Origin of the sequence: Streptomyces mesophilus (genome assembly GCF_011044995.1) — a bacterium.
Taxonomy (GTDB): Bacteria; Actinomycetota; Actinomycetes; order Streptomycetales; family Streptomycetaceae; genus Streptomyces; species Streptomyces mesophilus.
In genome coordinates this window covers 1-13,033 of sequence record NZ_JAAKZW010000095.1, presented here as the reverse complement: position 1 = coordinate 13,033, position 13,033 = coordinate 1, and the positions used below count along the sequence as shown (strand labels likewise).

The following is a 13,033-nucleotide window of genomic DNA, read 5'->3' as shown; positions in this document are numbered from 1 at the left end:
CGCATGCCGAACGCACGGAAGCCCGGGACCAGTTCAGGTCCCGGGCTTCCTTATGCGTACGGGTGAAGGCGAGCGGCTCAGTCCGCCATGCGTACGGCGTGGGGCGAGCGGATCAGACCGCCGCGCCCTCCTTCTCCGAACCGCCCTTCTGCAGCGGCACCTTCGCACCCTCGGGCGCCGCCCCACCGTGTCCGTCGTCGAGCAGCGTGCGCTCGTCGAACGGTGCGCGACCGGACAGGACCTCGTCGACGCGAGTGCGGTCGATCTCCTTGGTCCAGGTGCCGATGAGCACCGTGGCCACCGCGTTGCCCGCGAAGTTGGTCAGGGCGCGGGCCTCGCTCATGAAGCGGTCGATGCCGACGATCAGGCCGATGCCGTCCACCAGGGCGGGCTTGTGCGACTGCAGACCGCCGGCCAGGGTCGCGAGGCCGGCGCCGGTGACACCGGCGGCGCCCTTCGAGGCGACGAACAGGAAGAGAAGCAGCGGGATCTGCTCGCCGATCGACATCGGTGTCCCCATGGCGTCGGCGACGAACAGCGAGGCCATGGTCATGTAGATCATGGTGCCGTCGAGGTTGAAGGAGTAGCCGGTCGGGACGGTGATGCCGACCACGGGCTTGCTGATGCCCAGGTGCTCCATCTTCGCGATGAGGCGCGGCAGCGCCGACTCGGAGGAGGAGGTGGAAAGGATCAGCAGGAACTCACGGCCCAGGTACTTGAAGAGCGTGAGGATGTTGAGGCCCGCGACCATCCGAAGCAGCGCGCCGAGCACCAGGAAGACGAACAGGACGCAGGTGATGTAGAAGCCGAGCATCAGCACGGCGAGGGACTTCAGCGCGTCGAGACCCGCGGAGCCCGTGACGGCGGCGATGGCGCCGAAGGCACCGACCGGCGCGGCCCACATGATCATGGCGAGGACGCGGAACACCAGGCGCTGGATGTGCTCGACACCGCGCAGGATCGGCTGGCCGGCGTCGCCCATGGCCTGCAGCGCGAAGCCCGAGAGCAGCGCGATGAGCAGGGTCTGAAGGACCTCGCCGCCGGTGAAGGCGGAGACGAACGTGGTCGGGATGATGCCGAGCAGGAACTCGACGGTGTCCTTGGCCTCGGCGTCGACCTGCTCATGGCCGGTCGCCGCGACCGAGTCGGTCACCGCGAGACCCGTACCGGGGTCGATGATGTTGCCGACGACCAGACCGATGGCGAGCGCCACCATCGACATGGCGGTGAAGTAGAGCAGCGCGATACCGCCGACGGCACCGACCTTGGCGGCCTTCCGCACCGAACCGATACCGAGCACGATCGTGCAGAAGATGATCGGCGAGATCATCATCTTGATCAGGTTCACGAAGCCGGTGCCGATGGGCTTCAGCTCCACGGCGACACCCGGTGCGGCGAAGCCGACCGCGATACCGAGCACCACCGCCACGATCACCGCGATATAGAGATAGTGAGTTTTGTCCCGCTTGCCTGTCGTCGTGGCTGCCACGGTGCCTCCCTGCACTTACGGCTCAAGTCCCGCCGGCCCGGTCCGTCCCCTGCGCGGTCCGGGCGTTCGGGGCCTTGCCCCGGCGGCGGTCGGTGTGAATATCCATCAGGCCGTGACCGGGGTCACCCTTGCGTACATTTAGTTCGCGCTTATCTCCGCAGGCAGACTGGGGGCCATGCCCCGGATACCCAAGCCGCGTTCCCTCGCGGGCCAGCTCTTCGCCATGCAGGTCGTGCTCGTCGCGGTCGTCGTGGCCGGGTGCGCCGTGTTCGCGTACGTCACCGCGCACCGCCAGGCGGAGAGTGCGGCCGTACGGCAGGCGACGGCGGCGGCGCGTGCGGTGGCCGACTCGCCCTCGGTACGGGAGGCCATCGGCGGGGACCGGCCGACGATGTCCCTCCAGCCGTACGCCGAGGACGTCCGCGAGGACGCCGACGTCGACTTCGTGACGATCATGGACCCCAAGGGCATCCGCTGGACGCACCCCAACACCGAGCACATCGGCGACAGGTTCCTCGGACACATCGGGCCCGCGCTCGACGGCAGGACCTTCTCCGAGACGTACACGGGGACGCTCGGCCCCTCCGTCCGGGTCGTCACGCCCGTCCAGGACCGGGGCCGGATCGTCGGTCTGGTCAGCGCCGGCATCAAGATCGAGGAGATCGACGACCAGGTGCAGCGGCAGCTCACCGGTCTGCTCGCGGTCGCACTCGGCGCCCTCGCGCTCGGCGGCCTCGGCACATACGTCATCAACGCCCGGCTCCGGCGGCACACCCACGGCATGAACGCCGCCGAGCTCAGCCGCATGCACGACTACCACCAGGCCGCCCTGCACGCCGTACGCGAAGGCCTCCTCATGCTCGACGGACAGCGCAGGATCGCGCTGCTCAACGACGGGGCCCGCGAACTCCTCGGTGTGCGGGGCGAGGTGGTCGGCCTGAACATCGCCGACCTCGGTCTGCCCGCCCCGCTCACCGGCGCCCTGCTCGCCACCGAACCGCGCGTGGACGAGGTGTATCTGACCGCGGACCGCGTGATCGTCGTCAACACCTCACCGGTCTCGGGCGGCGAGCAGCGCGGCACCGTCGCAACCCTGCGCGACCACACCGAACTTCAGGCCCTGACCGGCGAACTGGACCACGAGCGCGGCTTCACACAGGCCCTGCGCTCCCAGGCGCACGAGGCCGCGAACCGGCTGCACACCGTGGTCTCCCTGATCGAGATGGGCCGCGCCGAGGAGGCCGTCGAGTTCGCCACGGCCGAGCTGGAACTGGCCCAGGCGCTCACCGACCAGGTGGTCACCGCGGTCGGCGAACCGGTGCTCGCGGCGCTGCTGCTCGGCAAGGCGGCGCAGGCCAACGAGCGCGGTGTCGAGCTCGAGGTCTCCCCCGACAGCCGTCTTGACGACGGACTGCTTCCGGATACGCTGCCCGCCCGTGACCTGGTCACCGTGCTCGGCAACCTGATCGACAACGCCGTGGACGCGGCGACCGGCACCCCCGGCGGCGCGGTGACCGTCACGGCGGTGGTGGTGCGCGACGAGCTGCTCCTGAACGTGTCCGACAACGGGCCCGGTGTCCCCGCCGACGCGGATGTGTTCGCGCGCGGCTGGTCCGGCAAGGGCCCGGGCCGGGGTCTCGGCCTCGCGCTCGTCCGGCAGACGGCACACCGCCACGGCGGCACGGTGGCCATGACCGAATCCCCGGACGGGGGCGCCGAGTTCACCGTCCGGCTGCCGCTGAGGAAAGAGGTACGGGTGTGAGTGCCGCAGATATGAGAGGTGTACGCGCGTGAACGAGCCGATCCGCGTGCTCGTCGTCGAGGACGATCCTGTGGTCGCCGACGCGCATGTCATGTACGTCAACCGCGTCCACGGCTTCCAGGCCGTGGCCAAGGCGCACTCCGGTGCGCAGGCCCGCCGCGTCCTGGAGCGCACCCCGGTCGACCTGCTCCTGCTCGACCTCTACCTGCCCGACGGGCACGGCCTGCAGCTGGCCCGCAGCCTGCGCGCGGCCGGCCATCACGCCGATGTGATCGCGGTGACCTCGGCCCGCGATCTGGCCGTGGTGCGCGAGGGCGTCTCGCTGGGCGTGGTGCAGTACGTGCTCAAGCCGTTCACGTTCTCGACCCTGCGCGACCGCCTCGTACGGTATGCGGAATTCCGTACGGCGGCGGGCGAGGCCTCCGGCCAGGACGAGGTCGACCGTGCGCTGGCCTCACTGCGCGCACCCCGCCCCGCATCACTGCCCAAGGGGCTCAGCGCCCCCACCCTCGACCGGGTGATCACCACACTGCGTGCGGCGCCCGAGGGCCTGAGCGCCGCGTCGGCCGCCGAGTCGGCGGGACTCTCACGCATCACGGCCCGCCGCTATCTGGAGCATCTGGTCGAGTCGGGCCGCGCGGTACGGGCTCCGCAGTACGGGCAAGTGGGACGGCCGGAGCTGCACTATCGCTGGGTCACGATCTGACAAGCCCGTTGGGAAGGTCGCCAACTCGCTGTCGTCATCGTTTGATTCCTCCGCATGGGAGAGCGTCGCCGCGTCCGCGTTTCCGGCGCGGGACACCCGCGATGGCGGCCCGACGGGCGAAGGGGCACGAACAGGTGTGCCCGCGTTCGCCGTTCGGAGTGATGTGAGGCGGGGGTCCGGAATGCCGGCACGTGCGGCAGCGGCGGAGGGGGCGGGGCGTGCCCGCCTCGGTGCCGCAGCAGCAGGTCATCCGGGACTTCGGCCGCTCCCGGGCCAAGGCGCTGAATGACATCGCCGAGCGGCTGCCGCAGTCCCGCCGGTCCGGGATGCCCGGCTACAAGAAGCGCCGCGAGGCGCGGCCCTCGCTCAACCACACGAAGAACGGCTTCCGGTTGAAGGATGGGCGGTTGCACCTGGCGGGCGGCATCACCGTGGGGGTGGTGTGGTCGCGCGCGCTGCCCGCCGCACCCTCGAGTGTCCGCATCTACCAGGACAGCCTGGGATGTTGGAATGCGAGCTTCGTGGTCCCCGCGACCGTGGAACCGCTTCCCTCGACCGGTGCGGTGCTCGGTGTCGACTGGGGTGTGCGCGAGGTCGCGACCACCACCTCCGACGCCTACGACCTGCCCCACCCCGCTCATGGCGCGAAGGCCGAACAGAAGCTGGGACGTTACGACCGGATGATGAGCCGCCGCAAACCGAAGAAGGGCTCTGCTGCCTCCGGGGGGTATCGGAAAGCGAAAACGGCTGCGGGCGAAGGCGTACAAGAAGGTCGCCCGCCAGCGTCAGGACACTGGCCGAATGGGGTCTCCCCTGCTCGAACGAAGTTGAGAGCTTGGGGAAGGGCGAAGAAGGCCTTGCGGGATCACGATGCGCTGGCGGTGGAGGACTTCAAGCCGAAGTTCTTGGCCAAGACGACCATGGCCAAGAAGGCAGCGGACGCCGCCATCGGCGCCACCAAACAGGCCCACACGCGTCATGCTCCACCGGGCTGGTCTCCTCCCGGCTGGTGTCGAGGGCATAAGACCACCCGGGATGTCGTCCCGGGCGGCAGCCTGAGCCAGGGATCCCCCTCAGGAGGGGGAGGATTCAAAACGTTGTCACGGAACGATCGCGGGGCGCATGACCATTGACCCTCGGTGAACGACAACCGTACGTTCACCGAGCAGCAAGCGCTTCAAGACAGTCAACGCAGCCCACGCCGCAGCACCAACCCCGCAGCCGCCCCGCAGGCCGTAGGAGGTCGTACCGTGCGTCGCCCCAAGCGTTCCCTCGCGCCCGTCGCACTCGGCGCAGCAGCCCTGTTCGCCGCCACCACGCTGACCGCCTGCGGTGATGACTCCGGGGGCGACCCGGACACCCTGAAGGTCTCGTTCAAGCAGTCCATGGACAACAACGTCAAGGTCATGGACAACTTCCTCGCGGACATGAAGAAGCAGTTCGAGAAGGACAACCCGGGCAAGAAGGTCGAGCTCGTGCCGATCAAGGCCCCGGACGCCGAGTACTACACGAAGTTGCAGCAGATGCTGCGCTCCCCGAAGACCGCCCCGGACCTGGTGTACGAGGACACGTTCCTCATCAACTCCGATATCACCAGCGGGTACTTGGAGCCGCTCGACAAGTACCTGGACAAGTGGCCGGACTGGGACAAGTTCATCGACACGGCCAAGGCCGCAGCGAAAGCGGAGAACGGCAAGACCTACGGCGTACCGGACGGCACCGATACCCGTGGACTCTGGTACAGCAAGGCGGTGTTCAAGAAGGCCGGACTGCCCGAGGACTGGCAGCCGAAGACCTGGGACGAGATCCTCGACGCGGCCCGCACCATCAAGGCGAAGGTGCCCGGCGTCACCCCGCTGAACGTCTACACGGGCAAGCCCGGCGGCGAGCAGTCGACCATGCAGGGCTTCGAGATGCTCCTGTACGGGACGGGCGAGGACCCGATGTACGACAAGGGGCAGAAGAAGTGGGTGCAGGGCAGCCAGGGCTTCAAGGACTCGCTTCAGTTCGTGGAGACCGTCTACAAGGACAAGCTCGGTCCCGAGGTGTCGGACGCGCTCGACCCCAACTTCGGTCCCACGGTCCGCGGCGAGCTGCTGCCGAAGGAGAAGCTCGGCATCAACCTGGACGGCTCCTGGCTCCCGCAGGACTGGAACGAGGGTGCCGGCCACGAATGGCCCACCTGGTCGAAGGAGTTGGGGCTCGCGGCCATGCCGACGCAGAACGGCGAGGCGCCCGGCAAGGTCAGCATGTCGGGTGGCTGGACCTGGGCGATTCCCAGCAAGGCGGCCAACAAGGATCTCGCCTTCGAGTTCATCAAGACGATGCAGACCAAGGAGAACGCCCAGAACTGGTACATCTCCAACTCCGGTATCGCCGTCCGTGAGGACGTCGCCGAGGATCCGGAGTACGTGAAGGCGCAGCCCGGCCTCAAGTTCTTCACGGACCTGGTGGAGTTCACCCACTACCGGCCCGCGTATCCGGCCTATCCGAAGGTGTCGGTGGCGATCCAGGAGGCGATGGAGTCCGTCACGACCGGTGATGCCTCGGTGGACGAGGCGGCCAGTACGTACGACGAGGAACTCGCGTCCGTCACCGACAACGCCGTCGTCAAGAAGTGAGCACCGGTACGTGAAGAGCGCCTCGGCGAAACGGGGCCCGCGTCGCACGCTGATGCGGGCCCTGCCCGTCTCCCCTGCCGTCCTGTTGATGCTCGCCTTCCTCGCGGGCCCCATCGGCTACTGCGTCTATCTGGCCTTCACCGACCTGCAGTTGACGGGCCAGGCCGCCTCCAGCCTCATCGGCTTCGAGAACTTCCGTAAGGCGTTCACCGACGAGGACTTCCTCAACGCCGTATGGCTCACGCTGGTGTTCACGGTCCTGTCCTCGCTCGTCGGCCAGAACACCCTGGGCCTCGGGCTCGCCCTGCTCATGCAGCGCGCCTCCAAGCCGCTGCGCACGCTCACCGGCGGCATCGTGGTCACCGCGTGGGTGCTTCCGGAGGTCGTCGCGGGCTTTCTGCTCTACGCGTTCTTCCAGAAGCAGGGCACGCTCAACGCGATCCTCGACTTCCTCCATCTGCCCAGCCAGAACTGGCTGTTCACGCTGCCGATCCTCGCGGTGTCCTTCGCCAACGTGTGGCGCGGCACCGCCTTCTCGATGCTGGTCTACTCGGCCGCGCTCAACGAGATACCCAAGGAGATCGTGGAGTCCGCGCAGGTGGACGGCGCGGGCGGCTGGCGCCGCCTGTGGCACATCACGCTGCCGATGATCCGCCGCTCCATCGGCACCAATCTGATGCTCAACACCCTCCAGACGCTCTCGGTGTTCGGACTGATCTGGGTGATGACCCGCGGCGGCCCGGGCAACCGCAGCCAGACGCTGCCGCTGTACATGTACGAGGAGGCGTTCCAGAACAGCATGATCGGCTATGCCACGGCGGTCGCCCTGCTGCTGCTCATCGTGGGCTCGCTCTTCTCGCTCGTGTACATGCGCCTCCTTCGGACGGAGGTCTGAGATGAACCGTCGTACGCAGCGCCGTCTCGCCGCCGATCTGGGCCTGCTCTTCGCCGCCGCGGTCTTCGTCCTGCCGCTGGCCTGGGTGGTGCTCTCCGCACTGGACGCGGAGGCCAACCTCAAGGTGAAGGTCCCGGGCAGTCTCACCTTCGACAACTTCGACGCCGTGCTCGTGGACGACGTCACGTTCACACCGCTGCTCAACTCCCTGATCCTGTGCGGCGGAGCGACGGCCCTCGTGGTCGTCTGCGCGGCCCTCGCGGCGTACCCGCTGTCGCGCTACCGCTCCCGTTTCAACCGTCCGTTCCTGCTCACGATCCTCTTCGCGACCTGTCTGCCGATCACGGCGGTGATGGTCCCGGTCTACGCGCTGTTCGTGCAGGTCGACCTGATCGACACCATGCACGGCACGATCTTCTTCTTCGCGGCGTCGGGCCTGCCGTTCGCCATCTGGCTGATGAAGAACTTCATGGACGGGGTCCCGAAGGAGCTGGAGGAGGCCGCCTGGACGGACGGCGCCTCGTCCTTCCAGTCGCTGCTTCGTATCGTGCTGCCGTTGATGGGTCCCGGAGTCTCCGTCGTCACGGTCTTCTCCTTCGTCATGATGTGGGGCAACTTCTTCGTCCCCTTCATGCTCCTGATCGACCCGGCCCAGATGCCCGCCTCGGTCAGCATCAACGACTTCTTCGGCAACCGCGGACAGGTGGTCTACGGCCAGCTCGCCGCCTTCTCGATCATCTACTCGACGCCGGTGATCCTGCTGTACGTGCTGATCGCGCGGCGCCTCGGCGGGGGCTTCGCGCTCGGAGGGGCGGTCAAGGGATAGCGGGGCGTCAAGGGGCAGCGGGGCCGGAAGGCAGGGTGCCGGAAGGGTCGGCGGGGCCCGGTCCTGCCGGCCGGGTCCCGCCGCCCGGCTCTCAGACGCCCACGCTCACCGTGAACCGTCGCGGGTTGCCGTCGTGCGCCGCGCCGGACACGTCCGGCTGGCCGTCGGGGCGTACGTCGTCGTACGGGAAGGCGTACCCGATCGGCGAGTTGGCGTGCACGATGCGCGACCAGTGGTTGGTGGTGGCGTCCCGGTAGTAGTCACCGGCGGTCACCCCGTTGGGCTGGTCGGGGTGCGTGAGCATGATGCTGCGGTTGAACCCGGCGGCCAGCCGCGCGAGCAGGCCCTTCTTGTCGTCGGGGTCCGACGGGTTGTTGGTGAACGGGCCGTGGTTGCAGGTGAAGACGTCCTTCGACGTCGGCTTGGGGAAGGCGTGCCCGCCGTTGAAGGTGAGCGTGTCCCCGCCGACCCGGCCGGTGAACACGCCCCGGCCGCCCTGCAGATCGATCCGCAGATCGGTGCTCCGGTACTTCTCCCAGACCTGGTCGATGTAGCCGTTCCACACATCGCGGAACGGCATCTGGTCGGGCCGGTCGAAGTACGGGGCCATCAGGTTCTGCGGCGAGATGCAGCGAAGGACCTTGCCGCCGCCGTCCTTGATGACGAGCTGGTCCCACGGCTGTCCGTCGCGGGCCGCCTGCGCCTGGAGGTCGGCGGCGATCCTGTCGACCGCGCCGTCGGGCAGCGGGGCGACGGTGTGGGTGGCGTCGCCTTCGAGACGCAGCCCGATGGGCAGGGCGGTCACCAGGTCGACGTAGCTGATGTTCGCGAACAACTGCACCGTGTTGAAGGTGAATTCGCAGAACGACCAGGTCTTGCCGTAGTTCGCGTCCGTGGGGGTCGCGAAGGCCGGCTCGACGAGTCCTGGTCCCGGGTTGAGAAAGAAGTCCAGGGTGTCGTCGCGGACGAAGTAGACGCGTGCGCCGAACATCTGAGGCAGCGTCACGACCTTGGGTGCGGCGCCCGCCGGGTTCAGCGGGATGGCGCAGTCGACGGGCAGGGGGGTCCCCGGGGCGGAGGGCGACTCGGGCCGGTAGACGCCGCCGTCGGCGCGGAGCAGCACCCAGTTGCCGGTGGACTGCTCGTGGCCGGTGACATAGGCACGCACGGTGCCGCTCAACGACTTGTTCTCCAGGGCCAGTTCACAGGTGGCGGGGGCGGCGGCCCCGGCCGTCCAGGACGGCACGGCCAAGGATGCTGCGGCTGCGGCGGCGCTCGCTGTGGCGCCCGCGAGGAACAGTCTGCGCGATATCACGATCGACGCTCCTGTAGTGGGGGGTGTGGGGTGGGCCCACTGTTGCGAGCGGGTCGTGAGCCGTCAAGACTTCACGCAGGGAGCGCTCCCATCATTTCCCTCCGTACAAGAGTCGAAGATACGAGCCCTCCACCGGTCCTGGTCCGTACCTTTCCTGGTCAGGAGGTTGCCGACGGTCAGGGAGCCTTGGGCGCCTGACAGCCGTGGGCCTTGGCCGAACGTTCGGCGAAAGTTTTCAGGGCGGCGCGCTCGTGGGCGAGGTCGCCGGAGAGCAGTGCGGAGGTCTTGTCGTCTTCGTCACCCGAGGCGAACAGAGTGAACAGCGCGGTACCGCCCGGGCACTTCGCCGTGGTCCAGCTGACGCCTTCGCCGCGGGTGCGGTGGTGCGCGGGATCCTCGCCCGTGGGCAGGTTTTCGCGGTAGGAGTCCCGGTTGCCCCGGAAGAACGCCTGGGCATAGGACCCGAAGCTCGCCTCCAACCCGTACCTGCTCTCTCCGTCGGCGCCGTTGAGCCGGCACCGCTCGTACGGCGCCCCGTTCCGCGCCACCTCCAGCGCGGTGCGCACGCCGCGTACGGGCTCGATACCGGCGCAGGTGCCGTCCGCATCGGCAAGCGGCTTGTACTCGTCCTCGCGTACGGGCAGCGGCAGGCTGCGCAGCCTTTCGCCCAACTCGGCTTCACAGCCCCGCACATCGGAGACCTTGCGGGCCGTGGCCTCGGCGATCCGGGCATACACGGGACGGTTCGCGGGATCGTCGAGCGGCCGCGCGTCCGTGAACTCGGCCGTGACGGTGACCATGAGGGTCTTCGCCTCGCCGGCCGTGCAGTGCAGCGTGAGGGCGGTCGTCACGCCCTCCGTTTCGTCCTCGTCGCCGCTGTCGGCACCGAAGAGACCCGACCAGCCGTTGCCGACCGGTACGGCAAGCGCGTGCTCCCTGCCGCCGAGGAACGGCTCGAAGCCGGCGACGCTGATCGCCGTCTCGTCGGCCACCCGTACGTCGGCTTTGCCACCGCCGCCTATGACCACCTCGCAGCGCACATGGTGGGGGGTGTCGTCCCACCCGCGCACGGTGACGTCTCCCTCGCCCAGCACCTCGCGCATCACCGACCGGTCGAGCAGCCCTCCGCAGGCGGCGTCGAGCTTCGCCTCGTTGTCCCAGCGGCGGAAGTCGCCGTGCAGCCAGAGATATCCGGGGACCAGGACGGCGAGCGCGACCGCACCGCCCGCGATCCGCAGCAGCAGCTTCCTCACCGCCATCCCTCCACCTCTCCGAGGACCTCGGTGTCGTGGCAGCGCTGCTGCCGGGGCCAGCCGCCGGGGTCGGCGAGGTAGGCGTCGAGCGCTTTGCGGGCCTGCCGCGAGAAGAGGGTCCGTTCGCGTTCGGTCAGCGCCCGGGAGTAATCGTCGCGCTCCAGTGAGACGGTGACCTGGTGCAGGGTCCGGCCGGCGGCGCACTGCCCGCCGGCCCACAGGGCGAGTTCCACCGGCTTGCCCTCGGCGAGCTCCTTGGTGCGCTCCCCCGCGCGAAACCCGTAACTGTCGCCGCCGCGTTCGTACTCGGCGTCGACGGACTCGCCCAGCGGGCCGGCCCAGCTGACGGCGGAGAGGGCGGAGACATCCCCCTCGTCCAGGTCCGGCGGATCCGCCGAGGAGTCCTCGCGGTCGTACGGGGTCGCGTCGCAAACACTCAGGAGCCGCGACTCCTGCAGATCACCGGCGACGGACCAGGTGCCGGGGAACTCCTCCGCCAGGCCACGGCACTTGGCGGCGCCGAGGCCCGGAATCTCGACCCCCTCGACCTCCATGTTGCCGCCGTCGGGATCGCTCGTGACCTCGGCCTCGTAGGTGTCGATCACCTTGTCCGGCCGGGCAATCGCCTCGCCCCCGCACTTCTGCGCCTTGGTCAGCGCGTTCGCCACATCCACGGCTGTACGGAACTCCCGCAATGCCCGCGCCTCGGCACCGAGCTTCCGCGCACCCGCCCCGAACCGGTCGACGGTCGCGGTCACATACATCGCGGACACGTCACGTGCGCGGGCGCCGAGGCCTGCCGGGCACTCGGCGACCAGCCAGGTGACCGCCGCCTCCCCCGAACGCCCGGTCACGCCAGGCGCCTCGTAGTCCGCGTCCACACCCGCGCTCGCCACCAGCTCCGCGGCCTCCAGCGTCACCGGTTCGGGCAGCCGGGACAGTACCGGCGCGGCGCGCACCTCGACGCGGCCCCGGTCGGGCCAGGTCACCTCGCAGCTGAGCAGACTGCGGCTCTCCTCGCCGGGCGTGAGCTGCGTCCCGTACGCGTGGACCTCGCCGCGTACGTCACCGGGCACCAGGTCCCGGAGTTCCGCATACGGCAGCAGCCCGCCGCACGCGTTCTTCAACTGGGCGCGGTTACGGGCAAGATGCTCGTCGTCCGCATCACCGGAGGAGAGGAAGACCACCGCCGCGCCCACAATCAGCACCAGCGCGAGCCCCACGGTCAACGGCACTTTCCGCCGCGCAGGCAGCCCTGCCATGCGCCCTCCCCCGAGTACACAAACGGTCGATCCGAATCCGGAAACTATCAGAGCCGTAGATTCCTACGACGAGTGATCCTGGGCGAACGCACCGTAGCCACCGGCCACGCCCGGATCTAGCGTGACCGCGTGTCCCAGACGACTCCCCCGTTCAACGCCCTCGCCGCCCGCCGGCTGCGCGAGGCGCTCGGCATGGCGCCCGGGCACGTGGCGTACGGCATCCGGGCCAGCTACGGGCTGCCCTATGTCACGCCGGACACCGTGCTCGCCTGGGAGCGCGGGATCGCGGCACCGACCAGCGGTGAACTGACCGCCCTGGCCGGGGCGTTGTGGTGCACGCCCGGCGAACTCCTGGGCACGGCGCGGACCTTGCGCGAGCACCGTCTCGCGCGGGGGTTCGCGGCGGAGGACGTGGCGCGGGCCGTGGGGCTCGACCACCGCTCGTATCTGCAGATGGAGGAGCGCGAGGACTGGCGCGGCAACGACCGCCAGACGGCCGCGCTCGCCGAGGTCCTGCGCCTCTCGCCCCGCGCGTTCGCCACCGTCACGGGCCGCGACGCCCGCCTCACGGAGCTCCTGAAGAGCGCGGCGACGGCGCGCTGGCAGCCGTACGTCAAACCGGTCGGGAAGCTGGTCCCGGTCCCGCCGCGCCACCTGGAACGCGCCCTGGAATCCCTCCACGAGGAGTACCAGGGCCGCACCGCGGCCACACTCGGCTGGGGTGATTCCGGCGACACCGGCGAGGGCGCCCGCGAGTTCCTGAGCCGGATCCTGGACCATTTCTGGACTCGCGTCCGGGACAACTGAGGCCGAAGGTCCCGCATCAGCCCGCCCGGCAAACTCAGCCCGCCCGGCTAACTCAGCCCGCCCGGCTAACTCAGCCCCTGCGGCGCTTGAGCAGATC

10 protein-coding genes and 1 pseudogene are annotated in these 13,033 nt (G+C 69.1%); 7 read left to right on the top strand and 4 right to left on the bottom strand.

The genetic code is table 11. The features are described 5' to 3' along the window. Positions 1–112: 112 nt before the first annotated feature. Positions 113–1,489: a cation:dicarboxylate symporter family transporter gene (locus G6045_RS21780; RefSeq protein WP_328707856.1), complete on the bottom strand. Its 1,377-nt coding sequence runs from the start codon at positions 1,487–1,489 to the stop codon at positions 113–115. 175 nt (positions 1,490–1,664) lie between these two features. On the opposite strand from G6045_RS21780, the gene G6045_RS21775 reads away from it, so the two are divergent. The 6 genes and pseudogenes from G6045_RS21775 (at position 1,665) to G6045_RS21750 (ending at position 8,299) form a co-directional block, all read left to right on the top strand. Then, positions 1,665–3,251, top strand: a complete 1,587-nt coding sequence (locus tag G6045_RS21775; protein WP_165333721.1) for a sensor histidine kinase — start codon at positions 1,665–1,667, stop codon at positions 3,249–3,251. Positions 3,252–3,342: 91 nt separating this feature from the next. Then, entirely contained in the window at positions 3,343–3,957 is a 615-nt protein-coding gene (locus G6045_RS21770; protein ID WP_206344031.1) for a response regulator, read from the top strand. 224 nt (positions 3,958–4,181) lie between these two features. Then, positions 4,182–4,925: pseudogene (locus G6045_RS41550) on the top strand (RNA-guided endonuclease InsQ/TnpB family protein); the annotation flags it as partial. 282 nt (positions 4,926–5,207) lie between these two features. Then, positions 5,208–6,578 carry an extracellular solute-binding protein gene (locus G6045_RS21760; protein WP_328707854.1) on the top strand — a complete coding sequence of 457 codons (1,371 nt, stop codon included), beginning with the start codon at positions 5,208–5,210 and terminating at the stop codon, positions 6,576–6,578. Positions 6,579–6,630: 52 nt separating this feature from the next. Continuing rightward, positions 6,631–7,473: a carbohydrate ABC transporter permease gene (locus tag G6045_RS21755; protein WP_235968157.1), complete on the top strand. Its 843-nt coding sequence runs from the start codon at positions 6,631–6,633 to the stop codon at positions 7,471–7,473. 1 nt (position 7,474) lies between these two features. Further along, a complete protein-coding gene (locus tag G6045_RS21750) occupies positions 7,475–8,299 on the top strand; it encodes a carbohydrate ABC transporter permease (protein ID WP_165333719.1) in 825 nt (274 codons plus the stop codon). 91 nt (positions 8,300–8,390) lie between these two features. Here the strand turns inward: G6045_RS21750 and G6045_RS21745 are convergent, their stop codons facing one another. The 3 genes from G6045_RS21745 to G6045_RS21735 all read right to left on the bottom strand — a co-directional run bounded on the left by G6045_RS21745 (position 8,391) and on the right by G6045_RS21735 (position 12,129). Beyond that, positions 8,391–9,614: a glycoside hydrolase family 64 protein gene (locus G6045_RS21745; protein WP_165333718.1), complete on the bottom strand. Its 1,224-nt coding sequence runs from the start codon at positions 9,612–9,614 to the stop codon at positions 8,391–8,393. A gap of 176 nt (positions 9,615–9,790) precedes the next feature. Beyond that, positions 9,791–10,873: a hypothetical protein gene (locus tag G6045_RS21740; protein WP_165333717.1), complete on the bottom strand. Its 1,083-nt coding sequence runs from the start codon at positions 10,871–10,873 to the stop codon at positions 9,791–9,793. Then, a complete protein-coding gene (locus G6045_RS21735) occupies positions 10,864–12,129 on the bottom strand; it encodes a hypothetical protein (protein ID WP_165333716.1) in 1,266 nt (421 codons plus the stop codon). The genes G6045_RS21740 and G6045_RS21735 overlap by 10 nt, the downstream gene beginning before the upstream one ends. A 129-nt stretch (positions 12,130–12,258) precedes the next feature. Here G6045_RS21735 and G6045_RS21730 point away from each other — a divergent pair, with 129 nt between their 5' ends. Next, positions 12,259–12,936: a helix-turn-helix domain-containing protein gene (locus G6045_RS21730; RefSeq protein ID WP_165333715.1), complete on the top strand. Its 678-nt coding sequence runs from the start codon at positions 12,259–12,261 to the stop codon at positions 12,934–12,936. The last annotated feature ends 97 nt before the right edge of the window (positions 12,937–13,033 follow it).

Bases quoted from the DNA above. Each gene is read 5' to 3' on its own strand.
- G6045_RS21775 (WP_165333721.1), top strand. From the start codon at position 1,665: ATGCCCCGGATACCCAAGCCGCGTTCCCTCGCGGGCCAGCTCTTCGCC.
- G6045_RS21770 (WP_206344031.1), top strand. From the start codon at position 3,343: ATGTACGTCAACCGCGTCCACGGCTTCCAGGCCGTGGCCAAGGCGCAC.
- G6045_RS21755 (WP_235968157.1), top strand. From the start codon at position 6,631: ATGCGGGCCCTGCCCGTCTCCCCTGCCGTCCTGTTGATGCTCGCCTTC.
- G6045_RS21750 (WP_165333719.1), top strand. From the start codon at position 7,475: ATGAACCGTCGTACGCAGCGCCGTCTCGCCGCCGATCTGGGCCTGCTC.
- G6045_RS21740 (WP_165333717.1), bottom strand. From the start codon at position 10,873: ATGGCGGTGAGGAAGCTGCTGCTGCGGATCGCGGGCGGTGCGGTCGCG.
- G6045_RS21735 (WP_165333716.1), bottom strand. From the start codon at position 12,129: ATGGCAGGGCTGCCTGCGCGGCGGAAAGTGCCGTTGACCGTGGGGCTC.